The sequence below is a fragment of the Streptomyces phaeofaciens genome (assembly GCF_014648915.1).
Lineage (GTDB): Bacteria > Actinomycetota > Actinomycetes > Streptomycetales > Streptomycetaceae > Streptomyces > Streptomyces phaeofaciens.
The window spans coordinates 1-24,905 of record NZ_BMSA01000017.1; the positions used below are offsets into that span (position 1 = coordinate 1).

Here is a 24,905-nt window from a genome sequence, read left to right on the forward strand (position 1 = left end):
CCTCGCCGTCTGTCTGATCACCCACCGCCATGTCCAGAGGCTTTGTTAGGGCCAGTATGGCGGGCTGGAAGAGCGGCGAGGGCGGCATCCGCGCCAAGGACGGGCAGCGGGCGGCGTTCACCCTGCTCTACCCCTCCGGCGACAAGGTCCGCCAGGACCACGCCCTCGCCTACGCCTCCGACGCCAAGAAGGCCGGCATCGACGTGACGGTGGAGAGCGCGACCTGGGAGGTCATCGAGCCGCGCATGAAGGACGACGCGGTCCTCGCGGGCTTCGGCAGCACAGGCGACCCCGACTTCGGCCTCTACACCCTGCTGCATTCCTCCCTCGCCGGAAACGGCTTCAACAACATGGCCCGCTACGACAACCCGGGCCGTGGACAAGGCCCTCGACACCGGCCGCCGCTCCCAGGACGAGGCCACGCGCGAGACGGCGTACGACACCCTCCAGCGCGAACTCGTCAAGGACCCCGGCTACACCTTCCTCACCCACATCGACCACGTCTACGTCCTCGCCGACCGCTGGCAGGGGCTGACCACGCAGTTGGACCCGCACGAGCACGGCTTCGCCAGCGGCCCGTGGTGGAACATCGAGGACTGGCAGCCGAAGAAGTGACCCGGCCGCCCTGGGGCGCGATGGCGCGTCTGGCGGGGCGGCGGGCGCTGTTCGCCGTCCCGATCCTGCTCGTCGTCACCTTCGGTGTCTTCGCCATCGCCGCCGCCTCCCCCTTCGATCCTGTGAGGGCGTACGCCGGTACGGCCGCCCTCGGTGCCGACCAGGAGACCCTGGACCGGCTGCGGGACAACCTCGGCGTGGACGAGGGCTTCGCCGTCCGCTGGTGGCGGTGGCTGACCGCCGCGCTCGGCGGCGACCTCGGCCAGTCGAGCGTGCTGCGGCAGCCGGTCGGCCAGGTCATCGGTGAACGCCTGCTCTGGTCCACGCTGTTGTGCGCCGTGGCCTTCGTCGTCGCCGTGCTGGTGGGCACGCTGCTCGGGGTGCTGGCCGCGCGCCGTCCGGGGTCGTGGCTCGACCGGATCGTCACCTCGCTCGCCTACACGCTGGAGGCCGCGCCCGTCTTCTGGATCGCGCTGCTCGTCATCTGGCTGTTCGCCCTCCAACTGGGAGTGTTCCCGGCGGGCGGGCTGACGGACACCGCGAGCGAGCAGGTCACGCCGGGGCAGGTGGCAGATCATCTGGTGCTGCCGGCGGGCGTGCTCCCCGTCTCCCAACTCCCCTGGTTCACCCCGTACGTACGGCAGGGAGTGGGCGACGCGCTGGCGGAGGACCCGGTGCGCGGCGCCCGCGCACGCGGGTCGAGCGAACGCACCCCTGTGGCGCGGGACGTCTCCCTGACGATCACGCCCGGCGAGGCCGTCGGGCTGCTCGGTCCCAGCGGCTGCGGCAAGTCCACCCTTGCCCGCGTCGCTGCACTCCTGCACCGCCCCGACTCCGGCACCCTTGTCCTGGAGGGCACGCCGGTGCGCCGCTGGCGCCACCGCGCCCCGCGCGAACAGCGCACGGCCGTCGGCATCGTCTTCCAGCAGCCCCGGCTCTCCGCCGACCCCCGGCTGCGGCTCCACGATCTGATCGCCGAGCCCCTGCGCGCCACCGGCCGCCGCGAGGCCGTCCCCGACCGGGTCCCCGAACTGGCCGAAGCCGTCGGACTGACCCCCGACCTGCTGAGCCGACGCCCGCACGAAGTCAGCGACGGCCAGTTGCAGCGCGCCTGCCTGGCCCGCGCCCTCGTACTGCGCCCGCGCTGGCTGGTGTGCGACGAGATGACGGCGATGCTCGACGCCTCCACCACGGCCGCGCTGGTCACGGTGGTCGAGGACTACCGCCGGACGACGGGCGCCGGCCTGCTCGCCGTGGGCAACGACCGCGTACTCCTGCGGCGCTGGTGCGACCGCACGGCCGACTGGGACACGCTGGGCGAGGAGGCCCCTGCGGCAGAAGGGCTCCCGCAAGTCATGTCCTTGCGGGAGCCCTCTGTCGTGCCGCCTGCCAGTGAAGGTTGAGAAGACGATCTCGGTGAGCGTGACGGCGAGCGGGGTGCCGTGGCGGTCGAGTCTCACCGTCGTGCCGCCTTCGTGCAACCTCCACCGGGTAACGCCTGCGGCCGGCTCGCGCAGGGAGCTCGGCCGGATGCGGTCTTCGACCTTGATCTCGGCGGCGACGATCCGCACGTGCGCTCGGGTGTCAACCTTGACCAGGGAGGCCGCGACCAGCGGGGGTGCGTCCGCCGGGGTCGACGAGTCGGACCGCACCCACATCGGCATGGCCATGCAGGTGGCGGTGATCACGGACATCGGATACGAATCCACCGGCCGTTCTGCGTGCTGTTTCGTGCCGGGACCAGCAGCTTCGCACCTGTAAGTGCCGCTCCGCTCCGTCCGCAGCGGCAAGGACGCCGAGGATCACCAGGACAACCACGACGAGCAGAAGCAGAAGGGCCACGGAGGCGGGCGTGGGGTAGTTCCACAGGAAGAGGGTGAGGCCCCCGGCGCCGATGACGACGCTCGTCGTCAGGGGTCGGTTCGTGCGCAGCCATTGTCCGACGGCACCTGTCGTCAACCCCTTCCGGGCGAGCGCGTGCCCGGCGGTCTCGGTACTTCGGGCTGCGGCTGACCGCACAGCGACGGCACCGCGGCCACGTCCGTACAGATACCCCGCGATCACGGTGAGCAGGGCCATGAGGAGCACGGTGAGGATGGCCTGCCGCAGGAACCTCACCAGGGTGTCGTAGACGGCTGCTGCGGCATCCTGCGACTGGGCGATCGGAGTCACCGCGTCCAGATAGATCTGGCGCATGACGGCGAGTCCGACGAGAAGCCCGCACATCATGATGGCGACGCCGATGCCGCCGGCCATCAGCGCAACCCGGCGGGAAGGCGCCGCCCAGATGCCCAGCCCGGCGAGCACCACCACCGCCAAGGGCAACCACGGGCCGACAACGCCGAGCCAGCGGGCGGCATCACGGGCCTCGCTCAGATTGTCGTTCCGAACCAGCACGATCGACTTGTCGGCCCCGGGAATGTCTGCTGCTTCGACAAGCGTCACGCCGATCAGCTGCTTCTGCAGTTCTTCCATCACCGTGCCGACGTTCAGCGTGATGGTGTCGCCCCTGACCTCAAGCGCTCCGTCGCCCTCCCCCGTGAGGACACTCGTCGCGGTGGTGTGCGCGCGGCGGTGGATTTCGTTCCACGCCTTGGCGAAGGCGTCGCTCGTCACCACCTTCTCGACCGCGAAGCGCACGCCGGTCGTCAGTCCGCCCTTGAGCTGTTCGTCCAGCGACCGGGCCGCGTCGACGAGGAAGCGGGGTGCATCACGGTCCGCCAGCGTGTCGGCGAGCGCGTCGGTGATCTTGCGCGTGTCAATGTCCTCAATCAGGCGGTCAGTGACACGGTCAATCATGAGATCTTGGACGGCGGGGTCCCTGGCCAGTGGCGAGACGGTCTGCTCATACCGATCAACATCGGTGACCATGGAATTTACCCAGGTGGCGAAGACGGTGACCGGTGCGAGCAGAACGGCCAGCGTGAGAAACAGGGAAGCGCCGCAGAGTCGCAGTCGCCGGTGTCGCGTGCCGACAACGCTCCGGAGTCGCTCGTACTCCGCTCGTTCGGCATTGTTCAACGGGTCGCTCGGCCTATGTCGGCCATGCTCCTCCGGGCCGGAGGCGGCGGGTGGGTCCACGGCGAACTCCCTCCGCCGCGGGTCGGCGCGCTACGGCGGTATGCGCCCTGGGGGGCGGAAGCTACAGAACCGGCCGGCCCCTGTCTCTCCATCGTCGTTCATCGGCAACCGGCACGCAGCTTGCCCAGGCACAGGCAGAGCTTCCCTGCGGCCGGCCTCTTCTCCCAGGAGACCCCAGAAACCACGCAGGGGCCCGGCCCGCCCCGCTCAGAGGATCAGGCACCTGACCTGGTATGTCGCTGCCTTGAAGTGAGGGGCTCGGGCGCCGTCGTCCGTGACCTCGCCAAGGGATCGATCGCAGGCGACAGCAGCGCGGCCCGGCACGTGCGCCCGTCTGCTCCGCTCAAGGTGCGTGTCGTCCCATACCGATCAGACTTGTATTCATGGCAGAAGAACGTCGGCCGCGCGCCGGGAAATCCTCGACGACAGCCGCGCGCCGCACGGCATCCGTGCGGGGAGCGGAGCATGCCGCGCGTGCTGCTTGCCGGAGCATGGAGGGGCTGATCGGCCACCCCACGGAGGGCGTATCAGCGGTGAGACGCACCGACGACGGTTGGTGCGTCGTCGTGGACGTCCTCGAGCTGCCCCGGATTCCGGACACGACGAGCCTTCTTGCCTCGTACGAAGTGCAGCTCGATCAGGACGGCGAACTCCTGGAGTACTGCAGGATCCGCCGCTACCGGCGAGGGTCCGCCGATGAGTGACCCCAGGTTTGCCTGACAAGCGGAAGGACGCCCTATGCCTGCGACCACCTACTCCGACGAGGTAGTGGCGTGCCCACCGCGCGCCGGCACGTTGTACGACGTGCTGGAACTCATCCTTGATCGGGGCATGGTGATCGACGTGTTCGTCCGGGTCTCCCTGGTCGGCATCGAGATCCTCAAGATAGACGCGCGCATTGTCGTGGCGAGTGTGGACACCTACCTGAGGTTCGCGGAGGCGTGCAACCGGCTGGACCTGGAACGAGACTCCGGCAGCACCACCGTTCCCGAGCTGTTCAGCGGAAGGGCCGCCAAGTCGATCGGCAAGCGCAAGGTCCGCGACGCCGCGGAAAGCGTGGGTGACACCGTGCGCAAGGTGGTCGGGGGCCGGGGCGACGACACCGACGAGCCTGATGAAGACGAGGAAGAGCAGCAGGAACGGCCGAGGAAGCGGCGTGCTCCCGCCCGTGGCGGTACGAGCCGACGACGACCCGTGGAGGCATGAGTCGTGACAGTCGTGACAGCCGACGGTGTGTACGTCTACGCGATCGTCCGGGCGAGGAGACGATTGCCGAAGGGCATGAGCGGTGTGGGCAGCCCGGCTGCCCCGCTGCGGACGATCGAGCAGGGGCAGGTCGCCGCTGTCGTCAGTGAGGCTCCCCCGAAACTCCGCGCCAGACGGCGCGATCTTCTGGCGCACCAGGATCTGTTGCTGCGTCTGTCGGACCAGGGTCCGGTTCTGCCCATGCGGTTCGGGATGGTCGCACCGGACGAGGAGACGGTGTGCGGTCAGCTGGCAGCCGGCGAGGCGGACCACGTGGCTGCACTGGAACATCTCTCCGGCGGGGTCGAGGTCAACGTCAAGGCGTTCCCGGCACAGCACGCGTTGAGAAGCCTCCTCGTGGACGACAAGAAACTTCGGCGGCTGCGGGACGAGGCACTCAGGCGGCCCGGTTACGAAGCCAACCTCCGGCTGGGTGAAGCTGTGGCGGCTGCTCTGGAGAGCAGGGCCGCGGAAGCCGGTCGCGGGCTTCTGCGCGAGCTCACCCCCAGGGCCCGCGCGGTTGCCTCGGGGCCCGAAGTCCAGGGATGTGTGCTGAACATGTCGTTCCTCGTCGACCGCGGCGACAGCGACGACTTCCGAAGCGCGGCGGAGCAATTCGCCGAGACGCACTCCGAACGTGTCGAGTTGCGCCTCGCGGGCCCACTGCCCTGCTACAGCTTCGTCTCCGCGGAAGGCACTCGCGTCCGGACCGTCGGAGTCTGACATGGGACTGATCACCGGACTGCTCACGCTCCCCATCGCACCGGTCCGCGGCGTGATGTGGGTGGCGGAGAAGCTCAACGACGCAGCTGAGCGCGAGTTGCACGACCCAGGAGTGCTCCGTGCCCAGCTGGCTCAGCTGAACCGGGAACTCGAAGACGGAGACATCAACTTGGAGGAGTTCGAACGGGAAGAGGAACGGCTGCTCGACCGGCTGCATGCCGCACGGGTCTGCTCTGCGCCGAACGATCGAAGGTGAGCACTCATGGATGACAAGGAAAAGGTGGCGCTCGCGGCCGCTGTAGTGGGCGGCTATGTGCTGGGCCGGACGAAGAAGGGCCGGCTGGCCCTGTCCATCGCGACCTATATCGCGGGTCGGCGATTCGGCCTTGAACCTCGTCAGCTCGCGGCCGAAGGAATGCGCAGGCTGGGGGAGATCCCGCAGGTCGCCGAGTTGCAGGAGCAGTTGCGGGGGGAGGTCCTCGAAGCGGGCCGCAAAGCGGTGACCGCCGCTGCCGACCGGGGCATGAGCACGCTTGCCGACGCCCTCAGCGACCGCACGGCCCGGGTCGGCCAGAAGGCGGACGAGGACGAGGAGGAGTACGCGCCGGAAGACGAAGACGCGGAGTACGAGGAAGAGGAAGAGGAAGAGCCGGAGGAGGAAGAGCCGGAGGCCGAGTACGAAGAGGACCAGGAGGCTGAGGGAGAGGAAGAGGGCCAGCCGGAAGACGAATACGAAGACGAAGACGAAGCCGAAGACGAGGCCGAGGGCGAAGAGGAAGAGGAAGAGCCGGAGGAGGAAGAGCCGGAAGAGGAGCGGCCCCCGCGGCGCCGCGGTTCTCCGCGATCGGCTCGGGCACGCAGGACTCCCGCACCGGCGGCACGCAAGAAGACCGCTCCCGCGGCTCGGGCGGCCAAGGCCGCGCCACGGAAGGCTGAACCGGCCAAGAAGACGGCGGCGAAGAAGACCGCCGCCGCCAAGAAGGCCGCTCCCGCCAAGAAGACCGCGGCCAGGAAGACGGCGGCGAAGAAGACCGCTCCTGCCAGGAAGACGGCGGCGAAGAAGACCGCTCCTGCCAAGAAGTCCGCGGCGAAGAAGACCGCTCCTGCCAAGAAGTCCGCGGCCAGGAAGACGACGTCATCGAAGCGAGCAGCATCCAAGCGCGTCGATCGTCGGAGGTAGCCAGTCATGACCAAGACGGAGAAAGACCAGCCCACAGAGGAAGCGTCGGGTGTGGACCGGCTCCGCGAAGAGCTGGCCAACTTCCTCTCCGCACAGGTGGAGAATCTCGCAGAGAAGGCCGGCGACAAGCTGACCGACGTTACCGGGAAGCTTTCCGATGCGGCCGAGAACGGTGGCTCGCTTCCCGCGATCGGCTCCCGCATCCTCCAAGGCGACTCCCCGGTGAAGGCGTTCGTTTCGGAGAAGGCCAAGGGTGTCAAGGACAGCGTTGTAGGGAAGGCCAAGGAAGCCTTCGGCGGGGGGAAAGGGAAACGCAAGTCCAGCGGCGGCAAGGTCATGAACATCATCGAGGTTCTCGATGTGGGAGTGCCCCTGCGTGACGCTTACGACCACTGGACGCAGTACGACAAATTCAGCAGCTTTGCGAAGGGCGTTCGCGACGTCTCGAAGAGCGACGAGCTGGGGAGCGACTGGAAGGTCAAAGTCGGCCCTTCCTCGCGCAGTTTCAAAGCGACCGTTCAGGAACAGATTCCCGACGACCGCATCGTCTGGACCTCCGAAGGAGCCAAGGGCACCACCCGCGGCGTGGTGAGCTTCCATGAACTGGCACCCACCCTGACGCGAATCGTCCTGGTCGTGGAGTACTACCCGTCCGGGTTCTTCGAGAAGACGGGCAACCTGTGGCGGGTCCAAGGGCGCCGCATGCGACTGGACTTCAAGAACTTCCAGCGGTACGTCACCCTCACCAATGAAGAGCCCGAAGGCTGGCGCGGTGAAATCCGTGACGGGGAAGTCGTCGTGTCCCACGAGGACGCCATGGAAGAGGAGGAGGCCGAGCAGGAGGACTCCGAGGGCGAGGAGCCCGAGGGCGAAGGCGAAGGCGAAGGCGAAGGCGATGCAGAGGGAGGCGCCGACTCCGCATACGAGGACGAGGACGAGGACGATTCCGAAGGCGTCTACGAGGACGAGGAGGTAGAAGAGGACGAGGAGGGAGAGGGGGCGGAGGACGAAGGCGAAGCGGAAGGCGCATACGAGGACGAGGACGAGGAAGCGGAGGACGAGGCGGAGGACGAGGACGTATCCGGGTCCAGGAAGCGACGAGGACAGAGGCGGCGCCGTGTCTGACGTCGACTTCCGGCAGAGGTCCTATCCCGTCTCCGGCCCCTCCGGCCCGCCGACCACCAACCTTGCCGACATCCTTGAGCGCGTTCTCGACAAAGGGATCGTGATCGCCGGGGATATCAAGATCGACCTCCTCGACATCGAGCTGCTCACCATCCGGCTCCGCCTGTTCGTGGCATCCGTGGATACCGCGAAGAAGGCCGGAATCGACTGGTGGGAAACCGATCCGGCACTCAGCTCGCGCGCTTCCCGAAACGCTCTCCAGGACGAGAACCGCGCATTGCGTGAGCGTCTGGAGGCGCTCGAATCCGGCATGAAGGACGAATTGCCCGAGCGGCGACACCGCAACGATCCCCCAGCAAGGACCAAGGAGAACCGAGGCACATGACGGAGCGCGGCCTTGAGCCTTCGGACGCCGACGCCACCTATGTGTTCGCTGTCTGCCGGAACCCGGACCCGTCGGCCGTCGTCGGGCTGCCAGGTGTCACCGACGAGGCGCCTGTGAGCACGCTGCCGCTGGAGACACTGACAGCGATCGTCCAGACCGTTCGAGCACGCGACTTCACCAACGAAGCCTGGCAGGCACGCCTGTGTGACGAGCAGGAACTGGAGCGGTACGCACGCGCCCACCACGATGTCGTCTCTGCGGTCGCTGCCTGCTGCCCCACGGTTCCCCTGCCGATGGCCACGCTCTACCAGAGTGAGGAGAGGGTGCGGGAGGCGCTGGCCAACGAGGCGGACCGGTTCCACGCAGCCCTCAATCGCATTGCGCACCACGCCGAATGGGGCGTGAAGGTGTACGTGCCGTCCTGCCAACCGGACGATTCGAGCCGCAGCACCACGCCGACCGGCCGATCTCGCCCGGCGCCCGGAGCCGGCCTCGCCTACCTGGACCGCAAGCGGGGCGCGCAGGAGCGCCGCGAGCGGCGTCAGGACGAGGCGCTGCAGGCTGCGGAAGCGGTGGATGCCGAAGTCCGCGGCCTCGCCACAGCGTCCCGAAGGCTGCGGCTGCACGGCCCCCAGCCTTCCGGGGAACAGCGGGTTCAGGTCCTCAACGCGACCTATCTGGTGGCAGAACACCGCGCCGACGAGCTCACCCTGCTGACACAGGCGCTGCGGGAACGGACCGGGACGCAGATCGAGCTCTCGGGGCCGTGGGTGCCCTATTCATTCGTCGGCGAGGTGTAGACCGTGACCCATGACGTGGTGCCCTGGGACAACCCCGGCCCCCTGGACGGTCCCATCGGGGTGCCGCTCGTCGACCTACTGGACCGTGTCCTGGCGACCGGCGTAGTGATCAGCGGTGACCTGGTCATCGCCATCGCCGACGTCCCACTGGTACGGCTGTCGCTCCATGCCCTGTTGTCGTCCGTCAGTGAACGCGTCCCGGCACCCTGGGCGGATGGAGGCCCGCTTTGACCGCCTCTCGACTTGACCTGGACTCCGAACAGGTGGGACGTGACCTCGTCACCCTGGTTCTCACCGTGGTCGAACTCCTCCGGCAGTTGATGGAGCGCCAGGCGATTCGCCGTGTCGAGCAGGGCGATCTCAGTGATGAACAGGCTGACGAGATCGGGACCACGTTGATGCTGCTCGACCAGCGGATGACCGAACTCTGCGAGCAGCACGGAGTGCGTCCGGAGGATCTCAATCTCGACCTCGGACCACTCGGAACCTTGTTGCCCCGAAACTGACGGTGTCGGTGAGGCTCGGCCCCGGTCGCGGCCTGGGGGCAGTCCCACGGGCATCCCCGGCTGCGAGGAGTCCGGTCGTCCTGCGAAGTCACCATCACAAAATGGGACGGAGCTACCCTGGAACGAGGGGAACCTGGATCACATCGGAGGCCCCCATGATCGTGCTTGGAGTCATTCTCCTCGTCGTCGGCCTGGTGGCCGGCCTCGGCATCCTGTGGACCATCGGGATCATCCTGGTTGTCATCGGCATCATTTTGTGGATCCTGGGATCGGTGGGGCACGCCGTCGGCGGACGCCGGCACTACTGGTAGCGGTAGAGGCCGCCTTGAGCCGTCTTCGTCCGCTGCTGCTGGTGTCAGCCGCTGGTGTCAGACATCGGTGGGGGGCTTGACGGCGGCCTGGATCGGGAGCAGCGGCACAGCGAAGGCGCTCGGCGCTTCCTGGCCATGGAGGCCGGCCGCCTCGGTTCCGGCCCCGTAATCCGCCAGACCGCGGAACTCGTCCGTCCACGATCGGCGCGCGCATCCCGCAGAGTGGTTTTGCCCCCCGTCTCAAGGGCACACGACCAGTGAGATTCTGCGGAGGTACCGAGATGAGCGCCGGAGAAAGGGCCAAGGCAAAGGCGGAGGTATTCGTCGGAAAGACCGTGCGAAAGGCGGCTCACGCTGCGCACAAAGGAACGCTCGAAGCGAAGGGCGCCGCACTCGAAGCACGGGGCATGATGCGGGGCGCGAAGGAGCGGGCCAAGGGGTCCCTGAAGAGCTGACACGGTCATGAAAGGCAGTGGCCCGCCGCAAGCTCGTGGACAGATGTCTTCCCCTCCTCCTCAATCCACCACCTGCCCGAGCTCCCGTCCCGTACGCCGTCGACCGACACACCGTGGAGCGGGCGTGGTTCATGGCGTCCAGGTGGAGCGCGCCACTGTACGAACGACCTGGACGCCAGGGGGCCGCGTCTACTCGGCTCTGCCTGGGTCGATGGCGTACGGGATAGGAGCGCCCCGCGCACGCCCCGTACGGAGCCGCAGCCGGGAACGGCGCCCCTCCACCCCGGTGCCGGCCGGTCCCCCGCCGGAGGCATCGTCTTGACCGTGGCCCGCCTGTGCGGACTGCGTCTCTGTCGGCTCCTGTTTGCTCAGTCTTCGAGCTGAACCGCTCACGCAGAGCCCTGCGTCGTCGGACCGACCTGCCTTCCGATTGAGCGATATTCCGCCGGGTACCCGTTCACTTCAAGTATGCCAAATCTTCGAGAGGATTTCCGCGGAGCGATCCAGGGAAGTCAAGGCCCTCCGGGCCGGACAGTCGAGGGCGGCTGTATCCAGGAGATCCCGTTGCCCGGAGGACGTTTGACGTGGCTGCTCGGGGTCACGCGCTTTGTGGGTCCCGAAAGGGACGAGTGCGGACCCCAGCAAAAACGAGGAGTGTCATGACGGAGATCCATAGCGCCACTACGACCGACTCAGGTGCTCCGGCGGAGAGCGATGAACATTCACTGACTGTGGGACCCGGGGGGCCGGTCCTTCTGCAGGACGCCTACCTGATCGAGCAGATGGCGCAGTTCAACCGGGAGCGAATTCCGGAGCGCCAGCCGCATGCGAAGGGGAGCGGCGCTTTCGGTCACTTCGAAGTGACCCACGACGTGAGCGCCTACACCAAGGCGGCCGTGTTTCGGCCGGGCACACGCACCGAACTGGTCATTCGGTTCTCGACTGTGGCGGGGGAGCGTGGCAGCCCGGACACCTGGCGTGACCCGCGCGGCTTCGCGGTGAAGCTCTACACCAGCGAAGGCAATTACGACATGGTCGGCAACAATACACCGGTCTTCTTCATAAAGGATCCGATGAAATTCCAGCACTTCATCCGGTCCCAGAAGCGCCGTGCGGACAGCAACCTGCGCGACCACGACATGCAATGGGACTTCTGGACGCTCTCCCCGGAATCTGCCCACCAGGTCACCTGGCTTATGGGTGACCGTGGCATTCCGCGTACGTGGCGTCACATGAACGGGTACTCGTCGCACACGTACATGTGGATCAACGCCGATGGTGAGCGGTTCTGGGTGAAGTACCACTTCAAGACTGACCAGGGTATCGAGTGCTTCACCCAGCACGAGGCCGACCAGATGGCCGCCGTCGACACGGATTACCACATGCGTGACCTCTTCGAGCACATCCGTGATGGGGATTGTCCCAGCTGGACCCTCCATGTGCAGGTCATGCCGTACGAGGACGCCGCGAACTATCGGCTCAACCCCTTCGACCTCACCAAGGTGTGGCCGCACGGCGACTACCCGCTCATCCCGGTCGGCCGTATGAGGCTCGACCGCAACCCGACGGACAACCACGCCGAGATCGAGCAGGCGGCTTTCCAGCCGAACAACTTCGTCCCCGGCATCGGGCCGAGCCCGGACCGGATGCTCCTGGCCCGCCTGTTCTCGTATGCGGACGCGCATCGCCACCGGATCGGCGCCAACTATCAGCAGCTTCCCGTCAACGCGCCCGTCGTCGACGTCCACAGTTACTCCAAGGACGGCGCGATGGCCTACCGCAAGACGACGGACCCCGTCTACGCCCCGAACTCCAAGGGCGGTCCGGCCGCCGACACAGCCCGTCACGGGACCCCTCCCGGCTGGGCAGCGGACGGCGAGATCACGCGTGCCGCATACGTGTCACACCCGGAGGACGACGACTGGGGGCAGCCGGGCACCCTCGTACGCGAGGTCATGGACGACGCGGCCCGTGACCGCCTGGTCGACAACGTCGTCGGCCATCTCCTCAACGGGGTGAGTGAGCCCGTCCTCGAACGCGCCTTCGCGTACTGGTCGAAGATTGACGAAACGATCGGCAAGCGCATCACCGACGGCGTTCGAGCGAAGTCCGACGAAAAGGACCCGAAGGCGGCGGAACAAGGTAACCCCGCGCGCCGCGCCATGCAGCACAAGGCATAGGGCCCTTCAAGAGAGGAGAACCTCATGAAGACCCCCGGCGACCACGACACGCCCCCGGTCGACGACAAGACGCGGCAGCGGTCGGCGGAGCAGAGGAACGTCACCGCACCCACTCCGCGAGATGTCCGGGACAGGGCCAAGGACAAAGACGAGCCCGAGTCTCCGACAGGAGACACCTCCTGACCGCCGCGCGACGGAATGCCGTCGCATCCCGACGGCATTCCGGCCCGACGCCATCTCGGGTGGCCGGCTGCCGGTCTTCGGGGTCGGACCCCCGCCGGGAACCCGCAGGACATCGGTCCGGTGGGCCTTTTGTTCTGCGCACCCACCACCGCGCGACGCCCCGACGAACAGCCGGGCCACCTGTTCGTCCCGACTGACAGGGGGTACCCGGGGTGTGTTCACGATCCCCCACCCGACCAGGACGGTGAACAACAATGGCGAAAGAACAAAAGGCAAAGGGAAAGATGGAAGAGGCCGAGGGAAAGGCCAAAGAGGCGGTCGGCCGAGCCGTGGGCAACGAGCGGATGATGGCCAAAGGGCAGGCCAAGAAGTCGAAGGGCGCGGCCCGTCAGGCCAAGGAGAAGACGAAGGACGTTTTCAAGCACTGACCAGGAAGTCACCGAGCGGGATCCCGTGGCGGGGATCCCGCTCCTTTGCACCCTGAGCCCCGGGAGGAGAGGAGATCATGGCCGTTCGACATCCTGCTGAGAGAGGCAAAGGGAGATTCGAGCGGTTCGCTGAATCCGCATCGAACATGACGAGCACACCCGCGTTCTACGTGTTCTGCATGCTGCTGGTCGCCTTCTTCCTCGCCTCGCATGCCGCGCATTTGTCCGTCACGCAGCAGATGCTGGCCGGAGATCTGATGACCAGCGTCACGCTGCTGTTGCTGGCGCTGCTGAAGAACTCGGAGCGCCGGGCCGAGCGCGCTGTCCAGCGGAAACTTGACGCGATCGCCGCGGCGCTCCTGGAACAGAGCGAGAGCAAGACACGCGAGGCCCAGAAGGACCTTCGGAGGGCGATAAGAATGGAAGAGGATCTCTGAACAGGTTGCCCCGGCGGCCGTCAGGACTTGCCGCGGCCGGTTTAGGACTTACCGCGCCCCGGGAACTGGCCTGCCGCAGCATCAGGAACAGGTTGCCCTCCTCGTCCTGGACGTGGGCGGCGACGTCGCCCATGAGCTGTGGCAGCAGCGGACTCATCCGGAGTCGTCTGTGTCGGTCTCGGTGACCGCCCGGCAGCTCCTGGATCCGGGCGAACAGCTTCTCGACCTCCCGGTGGTCGGTCATCAGCTCCGCAAGCGCATCTCCACCGTGTCCCATCGTCTGTCCGCCTCTCGCTGGTCATGCCCGGGTCGGGACGGGTCCCGCCCAGCCGTGGCCGGACCTTGGTGCGGTAGAAGTCGAAGAAGCCCTGCTGGTACTTGTCGATCCGGTTGACCTACACGGTGTCGAACCCCGCGTCGATGAACGCGGTCAGCGCCTCGGCATGGGCATCCGGATCGTCGCCGCAGGTCACGGACTCGGCCACCTGCTCCTCGGTGACCAGCTAGGACGCCTGCGCGAAGTAGGCCGGGATCAGCAGGACCTGCGGGAGCTCGCCGGGCAGCTGTTCGTTGGCCTCAGCCGGTGTGCGGTGCGGACCACCTCCCGCTCGTCAGAGCCCCAGCAGACCACGAGGCCGCCGTACACCGGCTTGGCACCACCACCGCCGCACCGGAAACGCTCGACCACGGACTCCTCGGGCATCATCGAGATCAGCCCGTGGCCGATGCGCGCGGCGACCTCGGCGTCCTGCGGGCCGAACGCCGACACATCGATCGGCTCCGGCTCCTTGCGCAGCGTGTACAGGCGAGCGTTCTTCACGGTGTAGTGCGCGCCGCGGTGACTGATCCGCTCTCCAGTGAACAGTCGCCGGATGATCTGGTGCGCCTCCTCCAGCATCTCCAGCCGTACCGGCGCCTCCGGCCAGACGGTCCCGAGGATGTGCTCGATGAGCGCCTCGCCCGTGCCCACCCCCAGCCGGAAACGCCCGCCTAGCTGCACCGCGCTGGTCTCGGCCGCCTGGGCGATCACCGCGGGGTGGGTACGCACCAGCGGGCAGGTCACCGCCGTCTCCACGGGCCACGAGACTGCCTGGGACAGGGCGCCGATCACCGACCACACGAAAAGGGCTCTGCCCCTGCCCGTCGTGCCACGGGTGGTAGTGGTCCGATATCCAGAGCGCCTCGAACCCGGCATGCTCGGCCATCCGCGCCTGCTCGACGAGTTCCGCCAGGGTGTGCTCCTCGCACGACAGGAAATATCCGAAGCCGGCCATCATGTCTCCTGAACCGCGTCGGTGAGGCGGGACGGCTGCCGAGTGCCCGAAGAGCACCGAGTTGCGCGTGGAGTTCTGCATGGCGGGCCGACCGGACGACGTCCGTCGCTTGAACCCGCCACAGTCCGTTGAGGCACCACGAACCAGGGGTACCCGGCTGCCGAGAGCCACCGTGGAACCGTCTCGTCGAGCTCTCGGTGACCGGAGGGAAACCCATGAAACCGACAGGACACGGATCGGGCGACGGTCCAGGAAGACAGAAGATCCTGGACATCTATCTGAACGATCACCTGGCCGGCGCGACAGCCGGCACCGCGCTCGCTCGACGTATGGTCGATGAACACCGGGATTCGGCATACGGCAGCGAGCTGAAAACCCTGGCCGCCGAGATCTCCCACGACCGGCACTATCTGCTGCGGCTCCTGGACGATCTCGACGTCGCGGTGAGCCACTACAAGGTGTACGGCGCATGGCTGGGCGAGAAGGCCTCGCGGGCGAAACCCAACGGCCGGCTCCTGCGCCGCTCCGGTCTCACGCTCCTCGTCGAGCTCGAAACCATGCGGGTGGGGGTGCAGGGCAAGGTCTTGCTGTGGCGCGCCCTGCTTTCGGCCTCGGAAGACGAGCCGCGCCTGGAGCACGACTGGCTGGAACAGCTGCTGGAGAGGGCAGAGCAACAGCTCAGGATGTTGGATTCACTGCACGCCCGTGCCACGACGGCGCTGCTGTCCGCCGCACCACCCCAGCAGACGGCGGACGCGGCGAGGTAGGGGAAGGGCCCCGTAGCCCGACCGTGGCCGCGTATAGCCCGAGCGCTCTACGCTCGCCTGGCGTCCGGCGGGCGGCTGCTCCGGTGATCGGGCTGCAGAACTGGGAGTCCGAACTCCTCGCCGTGGCCTCGATGGCCATCCTGTCGGTCTACCTGCGCCAACGCGGATCCCCCGAATCCAAGCCCGTCGGCGCCGCCCAAACCGCCACGGTGTCGTACACGCTGTGCGTGATCACGGGCACCCGCCGGTTGGACAAGGCGCTGTCGGTGGCACGTCGGCAGATGGCAGACGCCACCGCGGAGCAGCCGCTGCTGAGGCAGTGAGGACAGCGAGTCCGTCCGCGAGGTGACTGCGAGCCTCGAGTGAAAAGCTGGGTGTGAGGCTTGTCCGATCGTCACGTGTAGCGGAGGACGACGTGGACTGGGGTCGGTTCGCGGAGCAGATGGCGTCCATGGCACGGGATCTGCTGGCACAGGGGTCGATGCCACCCTGCAGCGGATCACCGCGTCTCACCAAGCTGGCCCACGGCTATGACGCGGCCGGCATCCTCGTACTGCACGACTCGAAGGTGACGACGCTCGCCCCTACCCACCAGTTGGTCATCGACAGCGACCGGCTGCAGGAGTGCTTCGACGCCGCCCGGAGCGGGCAGGGCGAGCGGGTCTTCCGCATCGCCGACCTCACCGACGAGCACCAGCGCCTACGCCCCCAGGCCCGTCGGCTCGGCACGGGCAGCATGATGGGGTTCCTGCTGTTCACCGACGACAAACCTCGGCGCGCTGAACCTCTACTCCCGCAGGCCCGGCGCGTTCAGCAAAGCCGGCGAGCTGGCCGGATGGCTGCTGGCCTCCCACGCGGCGGTCGCCTTCTCCAGCGTCCGCGCACATCGCCCAGCCGCAACAGGCCCTTGCCGCCCGCCATGCCATCGGCGAGGCCATGGGCATCATCACGGGCAGCCTCCACCTGACCGAAAAACAGGCGTTCGACGTTGCTGCGCTGCTACTCCCAGGCAAACAGCATCGGCACACCTGCTCCGACCACGCCGAGGTCAGCCAGGTCCTGCAGCCAGGCGAAGTTCTTGCGGCAGGGCCAGGCGTTGTCGGTCAGCACCCGCTCGATGCGGTCGACTCGTGAGAGGGGTCAGCAAGTTCCGGAAGAGCACTCGGATGACGAGAGCATCACGATGGACCGCGCGGACGTGGCTGATCACAAGGCAATTCGTTGAACGCACCGTGACGTTGTGGGACGAGGACGAACCTTCCGTGGCCTTCGCCGCCCTGACGGGCGTGTACTGGCTGGACAGCTGCGAGGAGCCTGCCCTCGGCACCGCAATCCCCTCACTACTGTCGGCAAAAGCCCTCCCGGCCGCAGACCTGACCGGCGCCCCGGAACGGCGGGCGACAACGGCCAGGGCGTCACGCGTGAGACGATGCGCCGACGCAGACCGACGTCGCCTCCGGCGCTCAGAGGGGCCTAAGCCTGCGGTCCGATGGTCAACGGCGCACATGTCATGACGTCGCTGACATGCAGAGTTGTGTGAAGTTGTTCCGCGGGGCGGGCAGTGCTGTCACCGCCCCTAGGCCTCCCGAGTACCCACCTCCCGCTGCCTGGCTGCCGTCACGCTCGCGGCCAGATACCTCATACCTGCTCGAGGGTTGGCGGTCTGAGTCGCGACCACGCGTAGCCGCCAGCTGGCATCTGGCGAGGGCCTCGGGGGTCACGCGCTCGGGACATGGCTGTTGCGGGGCCCGTCGTCTGTCGGCGTTCCGGGGTTGAGGTGTGGCCGTTCATCGAGTGCGGCTGGCGAGGGTGAGCCGGGTGCGCGGTTGTGGCGTTGGTCGTCGTGCTGGAGGAGGAAGACGAGGAGTTCGGTGACGGTGAGCCCGGCTTCTGCCGGGTGGCGCAGGATGGTGTCCCTCTGGATGCGGTAGGAGTTTGTCCGGCCCTCGCGGGTGTGGGTGAGGTATCCGGCGGTCTCGAGATCGCTGATGATCTTCTGTACGGCCCGTTCGGTGAGCCGACAGCGTGCGGCGATGTCGCGGATCCGGGTGGAGGAGTCGCTGGCGATGGCCGCCAGCACGCGCGCGTGGTTGGTGAGAAACGTCCAGCCGGTGTGCGGCTCAGGCACCTGTCCCATCAACCCAGACTAGGGCACATGGTTCACGCATTCAAAAACCTGAAATGGATTTCCGGTAAATCTTGACGCCCATCGGCGTGCGGGGGAACCTGGTGGCACGACAGTTGCCACCCAGGGGAGGCAGCCATGCGCCAGGTACGGGTCTTTCCGCAGCGTCGCACCGCACCCACCGCGGCGGCCGATACTCAGATGACGGCCGTGCCGTCCCGGCCGGCGGTCTGTATTTCGCAGCGGAACAGTCGCGTGAGCGTCGTCGAACTCCGCGGAGAGCTGGACATCGACGGCGGGCAGCTTGTGAGGGGCGCGCTGGAGGACGTCCTCACAGGGTGCACGGACCGGGTGGAGCTGGATCTGAGCCGGGTCACGTTCTGCGACTGCTCGGGGCTGCACGTCCTGCTGGCCGCGCACGAACAGGCGCTGGCCCAGGGCACGACCCTGACGGTGCGGGCAGCAGGCCCCGCCGTGCAACGAATCATGGACATGACCGGCACGTCGGAGCTGCTCACCGGCAGCCGACCGGAGGAGGACACCCTGAGCGGGGAGGAAGACCTCCAGACGGAGGTCACGCAACTGCGCCGCGCCATGCGCACGCGCCCGCCCATAGACCAGGCCATAGGCGTGCTCATGGCCACCTTCTCCCTCAGCCCCGAGGACGCCTGGAACGTGCTGGTCGCGGTGTCGCAGAACACGAACACCAAACTGCACCGCATCGCCGAACAGCTCCTGGCGACCGTCCAGGGCGAGGCGCTGCCCGGCGAGCTGCGCCCGCACATAGCCGCGGCCGTCGACGCACTGCGCAGCACCGACGGCGGCCCTCCCGAATGACGCAGGCTCCGGAGGCTGCAAACGCACGCGAATGCGGGTGAGCGACTTCATCATGGCGACAGGCGACAGGGCCATCACGGCGGGCGACCTCGTCGACGCGGCCGAACCCGCATCCCGCGCCAACCTCCTCGGCACCACCAGCCCCAGCGCCCATATCTACGCCGGACTGGACGCCTGGCGGCGCCAGATGGTCCAGCACGGCACCAGCTGATGGGCGCCGCGCTCGGGCTCGCCGCCCGGGTGCGGGCCGCCGCCGAAGAGATCGACGGATCCACCTGAACGACGTCGGTGACTTTTGCGGCCCGGACCTGGCCGCCGAGTTCGATCCGCTGCCGGTCGTCATGGACATCACCCAGCTGGGTACCACCGGCTACGCGGCCGCCGGCTGGCTGCGCGAACGCCACCACGTCGACATGCGCCTCTTCGACCACCGCCGGATCAGCGCCCAGCTCACCCGGGCCGACGACGACAAGACCAGCGACCGCCTGCTCACCGCCCTGCGCGACCTCGCCGCACACGCGCCGGAGCTGCACGGCGCGCCGTCCGTCGAAGTCCCGGTTCCGTCCGAACTGCGCCTCGCCCAGGCGTACCTGCCCAGGGACGCCTACTTCAACGAGCACACCGACATCCCGTTCGCCGAGGCGGCCGGCCGGGTGGCGGCGGAGATGATCACGCCGTACCCGCCGGGCATCCCGACCGTCCTGCCCGGCGAACGCCTCACCGAGCCCGTGCTGCGGTACGTCGCCACCGGTGTGCGGGCCGGCATGCACCTCCCGGACCCGGCGGACCGGCAGCTGAAGACCGTGCGGGTGGTTGCGGAGTAGCCGCACCGGAACGCCCCGGGCAGCGGAGCCGAGAGGGCGAGTCCGCGGAGGGCGCGCGACCGCACAACGGGCCGCCGCCGGAATGAGCGAACCTCTGGGGCATCCCGGCGGCGATACCTCGAACGAGCCCTCTACGTCCGGCGTCAGCGGCCCAGGGCGTTCTTGAGCTCGCTTTTCGTCATCGACGAACGGCCGTGGATGTTCTTCTTCCTGGCTTCCTCGTAGAGCTGGTCCCGGGTGGGACCCTCCGCACCGCTGTGTGAGTGCTGCCCACCGCGCTGCGGGGCGGACTTGGGGTCCCGTGTCGAGGTCCGGCTCGCCGTCTTCGACTCACCGGAGCGGGCCCGCTCCTTGTTGACCGTGCGCGCCGCGATCTCCTCGGCCCGTTTGGTCGACTCGCCCCGGTCCTTGGCGCTTTCCTTGATGTGTTCGTACTGCCGTTCCCGTTTGGCATTCGATCCGGCCGGCATGCTGGTCTCCCTTCCCCGGCCGCGGCTGGCTTTGGCGGAGCAAGCAGCGGAGTGACTCGCGGCCGCGATGTCAGTCCTCGCCTCGGACGATATGCGCTTCTGCGCTGGCGCGCGCGTACGGTGCCGGAACATCACCCGCTACGGCGGTCAGGCAGGTACGCGGCGCCCCGCGGCACCGACGGCGGGCTTCGGCCCAGCCGCTTTGCGCCGCTCGAAGGGCACTGCTTCTCCCTCCGTTCGACTTGTCATGCGGCCTGATCTCCTCCCCGAAAATCGTCTGTGCACCGAGTTGCCCCGCCTCGTGCACAGAAACGTCGGCACCGACAGCGCCTCGACCTCGCCTTCGGCGGCGGTGCGGGTGGCTCTGTTGCCGTGGTAGCCCCAGTGCCTGCGCGGTGACAGGCGCCGGACCGGAGCCTGGAGGGGAAGCTGATGTCCCACGTCCGGCGTTGTTTGCCGAACGGCGATCCGGCGACTCGGAACGGACCAGTCCGCTCGGGCCGGTTTGGTCATGGCGTCCGGCCGCCGGTCCGCACAGCGACGGAGGGCACGCATGACCCGCTACGGATACTTCCTGGCCAGCGAGGAGTTCACTCCCGGCAAGCTGCTGGAGCAGGCGCGCGCGGCGGAGCGGGCGGGCTTCGAGGCGCTGGCGATCTCCGACGCGGTGACCGCAGCCAACTGGCATCGCCCCCAGACGCCCAAGTGACCAGCCCAGCAGACTTCAATGACCAGCCCGCCCACAATTCGGGACGAAGGGGTCATCATCCAAGGTCTCACCGCCACGCTTCCGCCGGCGCGGCTTGCTCTGGTCGACGGCAAGGCAGCGTGACTGAGGCCAGTGAGGGTGTCGCGAGGCACACGCGTGCGTGGTCGGTCGGCGCGCCCGCCGTCGTGGCTGACTGTCGTCGGCTGAGGTTCAAACAAGGCCCATTCGTCGAGCCACTCCCCACAAAGCTCGCTCAGGCCTTCCTGTGGTGGTGTCAGGCAAGGACACCGGCTCACCGCGAGGAGCACGACCCAGACGGCGGTGATTCCCTGCTCGTCGACGGTGCGGGCCCAACGTGCAAGCGTCTCCGCGCTGTAGACGTTCTGCTCGGTGGTGGCCGGCGTCTCCCACAGGGTCAGTTGGCCGTCCTTGGACAACGTGCTCACCCTGATGCCGTCAGCACCCACAGCGGTCAGCAGCTGGCTTCCATCGGGCAGGGTCGTTGTGCTCGTCTCGTCACCGTCCGAAGAAAGAACCGACGACGGCACGTCGTTGTGTACGGTCGGGCGCGTGATGTTGAGCGGGTGCGCGTAGTTCCCGTCTCCGAGACTGAACGTGAGCGTCTGGCCAAGCTCTTCGTACTTCTCCACGCCCGGTGCCTGAAAGAGTTCCAGTCCGGTCGTCTCGGTCAGCAGGTCGGTGAGCTTCTGGACGCTTGCGCCCTGCGCCGGTGCGACTTCATCGATGGGGGCCATGGACTGAGGGTCCGTGCCGCCTTCGCCCGCGTATTCGGATGGGCTGACGATCTGCGGCCCGGTGGACTCGTCACCCTTCTCACGATTGTCGGTCGCGAGTGCCCCGGTAGCCGAGCCGACCGCAAGGGCGGCGGTGACCAGGCTTAAGACGCTCATGCGGGCAGCGCGGCGCACGATGTGGTTCTTCACGTAGTTTCCCCTCCGTAGAGTTCGACCGACCGTCATCCGGCGCTGGTCAGGCGCCGACGGCTTCGGCCACTCGAAGGTCAACGCACATGACATGGCCGGGGCGAATTTGTCGGATTCGAACGGCTTGGCTTGTTGTGCTCCCCGTTGATGCTCGCGCGGTGCTTCGCCGAGGCACCAGGCCGCTTCAGCGACCCACGGGCTGGAGTACCACCCGGACTACAACGGCCTGATCCCCCGCCTGTCCTGCGTGTTCTGCGTGTTCTGCGTGCCGGGCCCCTTCGACGTTCTCGTGCGCGCCGCCCTGCCTGCTCGACCAGCTCCGAGCCGCTGGGCGGCCGGCCTACGCGGCGGTGCCGGTTCTGCCAGCGGGGCCGGACGGCCACAGCCCCCGGCCACAGACGCTCTGCTTCCAGCTTCCCGATCGCTACGCGAGTTGCCGCAGACACACCGCGGATCCGGCGAACCGGAAAACCTCTTATGGGCCGCCAACACTCCGCGCGCAGCCCTTTCGGACGCCTGCGCGACATCGGTCTTTGGGGTCAGCATTCCGTCGTCTTGCCACGGTCCGTACTGCCCGCGCATGCGATCACCGCGAGCCCGCTCCGCTTCGAGTGCTCTTACTTCTCACCGATATCCCTGCACTCTCTTGACGACGAGTGATGCCCGAACTCATCAATGCGTGCTCTCGCTCAAGACTTACGCAGCCAGCGGGGCGACCGACAACGGCAAGTCGGCACAGCGCATTGGCCCTGGCGGACACGCCGAGCCGCGGCAGGCTGTTCATCCGCGTGACCGGGTGGGCGTCGGGCAGCTGCCCGACGCCCACCCAAGGGCTTACTAGTCCACAGCCTTGATGCTGAAGGTCTGGTTGGGGTTCGTGGTGCACGACCACAGCCGTGCGGGGGCGCCCGCCTGCGTGCTCCAGTCGGCTATCTCCAGGCACTTGTTCGGGGCGTACCTGAAGTCCATGACGAAACTGAACTGGCCGTGGAAGACCTGGTTGAGGCCCCAGTGGCAGTCCCACTGGTTGGCGGTCGCACCGTTGTTGCGCCCCCAGCCGCCGATCTCCATGCACTTACCACTGTTGACGTTCTCGTAGTAGTACGCCCCGTGGTCATCCGCCTGGGAGTAGCGGCGCCATTTCTGGTTGGCGCCACCGGTGCAGGGCCACTGGCGGACGGCCGCGCCGTTCGCCGTGCTCCAGTCCGCCACCTCAAGACACTGGCCGGAGTGCTCCGCGCGGATCTCGACGATGCCCAGGGAGTGGCGGGCCGACGCGGCCTGGGCCGGAGCGGCCGAGAGGCCGAAGACGAGACCGAGGGAGGCGGCAAGAACAAGCAGGCCGTGCCGGACACGGACGAACGCGGTGGGTTTCATGGTCCTCTGCAATCGATAAGGGAGAATCCGGCGAATGGCCGGAAACGCTTTTCATGATCGCATAGGTTTGCGACGCAACTGATCTTCCAAGTCGCCAACTTGGGCCGTGATACGTCACGCGGACCCGCCAGATCGTCGGAATTGATTCCTCCGCTTCTCTCGCCCTGGTCAAAGCCCAATCAGCGCCGCCGGGTCGAGGCGGACAGCGCCCAGGAGGCCCCCTTCGGACGCCTTGGCCAGCCGGACGGGCCGGTACTCGGCGATCGAACAGAGGTAACTGAAAGGGGGTTCAGGGAGACTTGAGATCGGATTAGTTGATTCCAGTAGTAATTCCCGGCGCGAAATGGCCGGCCGCTGCGATCTCACAGCCCCGGTTCCACGCTTACCGACCTTCAGCCGTCGAGCTTGGACCTGAGCGTGCCAGGATGCCGAGGACAGCGTCCGCGGCATGATCGGCCGGACGGGTCCGCGGGCCGCTCCGCCCGTGTCCGTGAGCGCACGGGCCCCGGCCCCACAGCGCACGACGCGCTCACGCGATCCACGCTGCGGACCCGCTCGGGTCCGTCCCCGTGATTGCCCGCCCCCGCCCCCGGCAAGAATCGCCTGGCCCGCCCCGCGACGTCCGGAGGTCCTCCCATGCCGCATCCGCTCGCCCCCGGCGGACCCGAGTCCGTCAACGCCGCCGTCTGGCAGGACTACGCGGCCCACCATCTGCGGCGCGGCACGGTCCTCGCGGAGGCGGAGCGGATCGACTGGGGGTTCCCCGGCGCGGGGCCGGACGAGGCGTTCCTCGGGGAGCTGAGGGGGCGGCGCGTCCTGGACCTCGGCTGCGGTACGGGCCGGTACGCCGCCCGGCTGGTGCGGGCGCACGGCGCGACCGTGGACGCCGTCGACTCAGCGCCGGGCCAGATCGAGCGGGCCCGCGCCCGGTACGGCTCGCTGCCCGGGCTGCGGCTGGTCCACGCGGACGCCGTCGACCATCTGCGCGCCGCGGAACCGTACGACGTGATTCTCTCCGTGAACGCGGTGCCGTACGTCGATCCGCGCCGGCTGCTGCCCGCGCTGGCCACCGGGCTCGTGCCGGGCGGGACGCTGTGCTTCTCCGTGCTGCACACCGACTCCCTCGGGCACGGGCCGGTCTCCGACGTCACCCCCCGCCCGGAAACCCTGCGGTTCGCCGGTGGCGGCGAGGCGACGGTCCGGATGTGGGTGCTCACCCCCGAGCGGTGGACGGAACTCCTCACCGACCACGGCCTGCACGTCGAGCGCATCGAGACGGTGACCTCACCCGACGCCGGCAACCCGGCCTCCTACCGGGTCTTCCGGGTCCGCCGCCCGCCGCGGGTCTCCGCCCGCCCGCGCACCGCGCTCCCGCCCGTCGCCGGGGCCGCGCTCGGCGTCGGCGCGATCCTGTACGGGCCGCGGGGGCTGCTGCTGGGCCGGCACCGGCGGGGCACCTGGGAGCTGCCCGGCGGCACGGTGGAGCTCGGGGAGGCGCTGGAGGAGACGGCCGTTCGGGAGGTGCGCGAGGAGACCGGGCTGTCGGCCGACCCCTCGGACGTGCGGCTGCTGGGCACCCTGGTCGACCGGGCCGAGGGGGTGGTCCGGATGACGGTCGGCGCCGTCCTCACCCGCTGGCGGGGCGAGCCGGCCGACCAGCCGGGCGAGAGCGTGGGCGACTGGCGCTGGTACCCGCTGGACCGGCTGCCGCCGTCCCTGTTCGTGTGCAGCGCCCAGGTCCTCACCGCGTGGCGCCCGGACCTGCCGATCGACCACGCTCCGGCCCACTTCACGCCGTACGCGACCACCGGGCCGGGCAGCGGTCCCGGCGCGCGGGGGTGAGCCGGGGGCACACGCGTACGGACGGCGGACGAAACCACCCGTGGGGGTGGGCGTTTTTCACTCGTCCGCGTGGAGTTGCCCG

At 68.1% G+C, this 24,905-nt stretch carries 24 protein-coding genes and 7 pseudogenes; 23 read left to right on the forward strand and 8 right to left on the reverse strand.

Features of this window, described 5'->3' with window-relative positions:
* Nucleotides 1–59: 59 nt before the first annotated feature.
* From IE275_RS26060 to IE275_RS26070, 3 genes and pseudogenes are all read left to right on the forward strand, one after another.
* Nucleotides 60–615 (forward strand): annotated as a pseudogene (locus IE275_RS26060) (ABC transporter substrate-binding protein); the annotation flags it as partial.
* Between the two features lie 32 nt (nucleotides 616–647).
* Nucleotides 648–857, forward strand: a pseudogene (locus IE275_RS47250) (ABC transporter permease); the annotation flags it as partial.
* Between the two features lie 120 nt (nucleotides 858–977).
* The gene (locus tag IE275_RS26070) at nucleotides 978–2,018 is read left to right on the forward strand and encodes an ATP-binding cassette domain-containing protein (RefSeq protein ID WP_373299289.1); all 1,041 of its coding nucleotides are present in this window, start codon (nucleotides 978–980) and stop codon (nucleotides 2,016–2,018) included.
* A gap of 181 nt (nucleotides 2,019–2,199) precedes the next feature.
* On the opposite strand, the gene IE275_RS26075 is transcribed toward IE275_RS26070, so the two are convergent.
* A complete protein-coding gene (locus IE275_RS26075; RefSeq protein WP_189713843.1) occupies nucleotides 2,200–3,696 on the reverse strand; it encodes a hypothetical protein in 1,497 nt (498 codons plus the stop codon).
* Between the two features lie 383 nt (nucleotides 3,697–4,079).
* On the opposite strand from IE275_RS26075, the gene IE275_RS26080 reads away from it, so the two are divergent.
* The 15 genes from IE275_RS26080 to IE275_RS26150 all read left to right on the forward strand — a co-directional run bounded on the left by IE275_RS26080 (nucleotide 4,080) and on the right by IE275_RS26150 (nucleotide 13,654).
* Nucleotides 4,080–4,400 (forward strand): gas vesicle protein GvpO, encoded by a 321-nt coding sequence (locus IE275_RS26080; protein WP_189713844.1) that lies wholly within the window; start codon nucleotides 4,080–4,082, stop codon nucleotides 4,398–4,400.
* Nucleotides 4,401–4,434: 34 nt separating this feature from the next.
* On the forward strand, nucleotides 4,435–4,902 hold the full coding sequence (gene gvpJ, locus IE275_RS26085) for a gas vesicle protein GvpJ (protein ID WP_189713845.1): 468 nt from the start codon (nucleotides 4,435–4,437) through the stop codon (nucleotides 4,900–4,902).
* A gap of 12 nt (nucleotides 4,903–4,914) precedes the next feature.
* Nucleotides 4,915–5,664 (forward strand): GvpL/GvpF family gas vesicle protein, encoded by a 750-nt coding sequence (locus IE275_RS26090; RefSeq protein ID WP_189714046.1) that lies wholly within the window; start codon nucleotides 4,915–4,917, stop codon nucleotides 5,662–5,664.
* A gap of 1 nt (nucleotide 5,665) precedes the next feature.
* A complete protein-coding gene (locus IE275_RS26095; protein ID WP_189713846.1) occupies nucleotides 5,666–5,920 on the forward strand; it encodes a gas vesicle protein GvpG in 255 nt (84 codons plus the stop codon).
* A gap of 6 nt (nucleotides 5,921–5,926) precedes the next feature.
* Nucleotides 5,927–6,844, forward strand: a complete 918-nt coding sequence (locus IE275_RS26100; RefSeq protein ID WP_189713847.1) for a histone protein — start codon at nucleotides 5,927–5,929, stop codon at nucleotides 6,842–6,844.
* Nucleotides 6,845–6,850: 6 nt separating this feature from the next.
* A complete protein-coding gene (locus IE275_RS26105; RefSeq protein WP_189713848.1) occupies nucleotides 6,851–7,969 on the forward strand; it encodes an SRPBCC family protein in 1,119 nt (372 codons plus the stop codon).
* On the forward strand, nucleotides 7,962–8,354 hold the full coding sequence (locus IE275_RS26110; RefSeq protein ID WP_229870577.1) for a gas vesicle protein: 393 nt from the start codon (nucleotides 7,962–7,964) through the stop codon (nucleotides 8,352–8,354). Before IE275_RS26105 ends, IE275_RS26110 begins: the two co-directional genes overlap by 8 nt.
* Nucleotides 8,351–9,154: a GvpL/GvpF family gas vesicle protein gene (locus tag IE275_RS26115; RefSeq protein WP_189713849.1), complete on the forward strand. Its 804-nt coding sequence runs from the start codon at nucleotides 8,351–8,353 to the stop codon at nucleotides 9,152–9,154. The genes IE275_RS26110 and IE275_RS26115 overlap by 4 nt, the downstream gene beginning before the upstream one ends.
* Nucleotides 9,155–9,157: 3 nt before the next feature.
* A complete protein-coding gene (locus tag IE275_RS26120) occupies nucleotides 9,158–9,385 on the forward strand; it encodes a gas vesicle protein (protein WP_189713850.1) in 228 nt (75 codons plus the stop codon).
* Complete coding sequence (locus tag IE275_RS26125) at nucleotides 9,382–9,660, forward strand: gas vesicle protein K (RefSeq protein ID WP_189713851.1); 279 nt, start codon at nucleotides 9,382–9,384, stop codon at nucleotides 9,658–9,660. The genes IE275_RS26120 and IE275_RS26125 overlap by 4 nt, the downstream gene beginning before the upstream one ends.
* A gap of 155 nt (nucleotides 9,661–9,815) precedes the next feature.
* A complete protein-coding gene (locus tag IE275_RS26130) occupies nucleotides 9,816–9,971 on the forward strand; it encodes a DUF6131 family protein (RefSeq protein ID WP_189713852.1) in 156 nt (51 codons plus the stop codon).
* 1,114 nt (nucleotides 9,972–11,085) lie between these two features.
* Nucleotides 11,086–12,606 (forward strand): catalase, encoded by a 1,521-nt coding sequence (locus IE275_RS26135; RefSeq protein WP_189713853.1) that lies wholly within the window; start codon nucleotides 11,086–11,088, stop codon nucleotides 12,604–12,606.
* Between the two features lie 24 nt (nucleotides 12,607–12,630).
* Entirely contained in the window at nucleotides 12,631–12,789 is a 159-nt protein-coding gene (locus IE275_RS26140) for a hypothetical protein (RefSeq protein ID WP_189713854.1), read from the forward strand.
* Nucleotides 12,790–13,043: 254 nt separating this feature from the next.
* Nucleotides 13,044–13,217, forward strand: coding sequence for a CsbD family protein (locus IE275_RS26145; protein WP_189713855.1), 174 nt, complete (start codon nucleotides 13,044–13,046; stop codon nucleotides 13,215–13,217).
* A 77-nt stretch (nucleotides 13,218–13,294) separates the two neighbouring features.
* A complete protein-coding gene (locus tag IE275_RS26150) occupies nucleotides 13,295–13,654 on the forward strand; it encodes a low affinity iron permease family protein (protein WP_189713856.1) in 360 nt (119 codons plus the stop codon).
* Between the two features lie 70 nt (nucleotides 13,655–13,724).
* Here IE275_RS26150 and IE275_RS46110 read toward each other — a convergent pair.
* Together IE275_RS46110 and IE275_RS26160 are read right to left on the reverse strand one after the other, a co-directional pair.
* Nucleotides 13,725–13,931: pseudogene (locus tag IE275_RS46110) on the reverse strand (hemerythrin domain-containing protein); the annotation flags it as partial.
* A 49-nt stretch (nucleotides 13,932–13,980) separates the two neighbouring features.
* A pseudogene (locus IE275_RS26160) lies at nucleotides 13,981–14,928 on the reverse strand (TIGR03557 family F420-dependent LLM class oxidoreductase); the annotation flags it as partial.
* Between the two features lie 215 nt (nucleotides 14,929–15,143).
* Here IE275_RS26160 and IE275_RS26165 point away from each other — a divergent pair.
* Both IE275_RS26165 and IE275_RS46855 read left to right on the forward strand, forming a co-directional pair.
* Nucleotides 15,144–15,695, forward strand: coding sequence for a hypothetical protein (locus IE275_RS26165; RefSeq protein WP_189713857.1), 552 nt, complete (start codon nucleotides 15,144–15,146; stop codon nucleotides 15,693–15,695).
* Nucleotides 15,696–15,787: 92 nt separating this feature from the next.
* Nucleotides 15,788–16,018, forward strand: a pseudogene (locus tag IE275_RS46855) (DUF6766 family protein); the annotation flags it as partial.
* 709 nt (nucleotides 16,019–16,727) lie between these two features.
* Here IE275_RS46855 and IE275_RS47255 read toward each other — a convergent pair.
* Nucleotides 16,728–16,823, reverse strand: a pseudogene (locus IE275_RS47255) (IS481 family transposase); the annotation flags it as partial.
* 589 nt (nucleotides 16,824–17,412) lie between these two features.
* A complete protein-coding gene (locus tag IE275_RS26180; RefSeq protein ID WP_189713859.1) occupies nucleotides 17,413–17,832 on the reverse strand; it encodes a helix-turn-helix transcriptional regulator in 420 nt (139 codons plus the stop codon).
* Between the two features lie 189 nt (nucleotides 17,833–18,021).
* On the opposite strand from IE275_RS26180, the gene IE275_RS26185 reads away from it, so the two are divergent.
* Nucleotides 18,022–18,657, forward strand: a complete 636-nt coding sequence (locus IE275_RS26185; protein WP_189714047.1) for an STAS domain-containing protein — start codon at nucleotides 18,022–18,024, stop codon at nucleotides 18,655–18,657.
* A gap of 82 nt (nucleotides 18,658–18,739) precedes the next feature.
* Nucleotides 18,740–19,481: pseudogene (locus IE275_RS26195) on the forward strand (Orn/Lys/Arg family decarboxylase); the annotation flags it as partial.
* Nucleotides 19,482–19,624: 143 nt separating this feature from the next.
* Here the strand turns inward: IE275_RS26195 and IE275_RS26200 are convergent.
* From IE275_RS26200 to IE275_RS26210, 3 genes are all read right to left on the reverse strand, one after another.
* On the reverse strand, nucleotides 19,625–19,951 hold the full coding sequence (locus tag IE275_RS26200) for a plasmid stabilization protein (protein WP_189713862.1): 327 nt from the start codon (nucleotides 19,949–19,951) through the stop codon (nucleotides 19,625–19,627).
* 561 nt (nucleotides 19,952–20,512) lie between these two features.
* The gene (locus IE275_RS47260; RefSeq protein WP_189713863.1) at nucleotides 20,513–21,604 is read right to left on the reverse strand and encodes a hypothetical protein; all 1,092 of its coding nucleotides are present in this window, start codon (nucleotides 21,602–21,604) and stop codon (nucleotides 20,513–20,515) included.
* An 837-nt stretch (nucleotides 21,605–22,441) separates the two neighbouring features.
* Nucleotides 22,442–22,981, reverse strand: a complete 540-nt coding sequence (locus tag IE275_RS26210) for an RICIN domain-containing protein (protein ID WP_189713864.1) — start codon at nucleotides 22,979–22,981, stop codon at nucleotides 22,442–22,444.
* Between the two features lie 636 nt (nucleotides 22,982–23,617).
* Here IE275_RS26210 and IE275_RS47105 point away from each other — a divergent pair.
* Nucleotides 23,618–24,823, forward strand: coding sequence for a bifunctional class I SAM-dependent methyltransferase/NUDIX hydrolase (locus tag IE275_RS47105; RefSeq protein ID WP_189713865.1), 1,206 nt, complete (start codon nucleotides 23,618–23,620; stop codon nucleotides 24,821–24,823).
* Nucleotides 24,824–24,905: the final 82 nt, after the last annotated feature.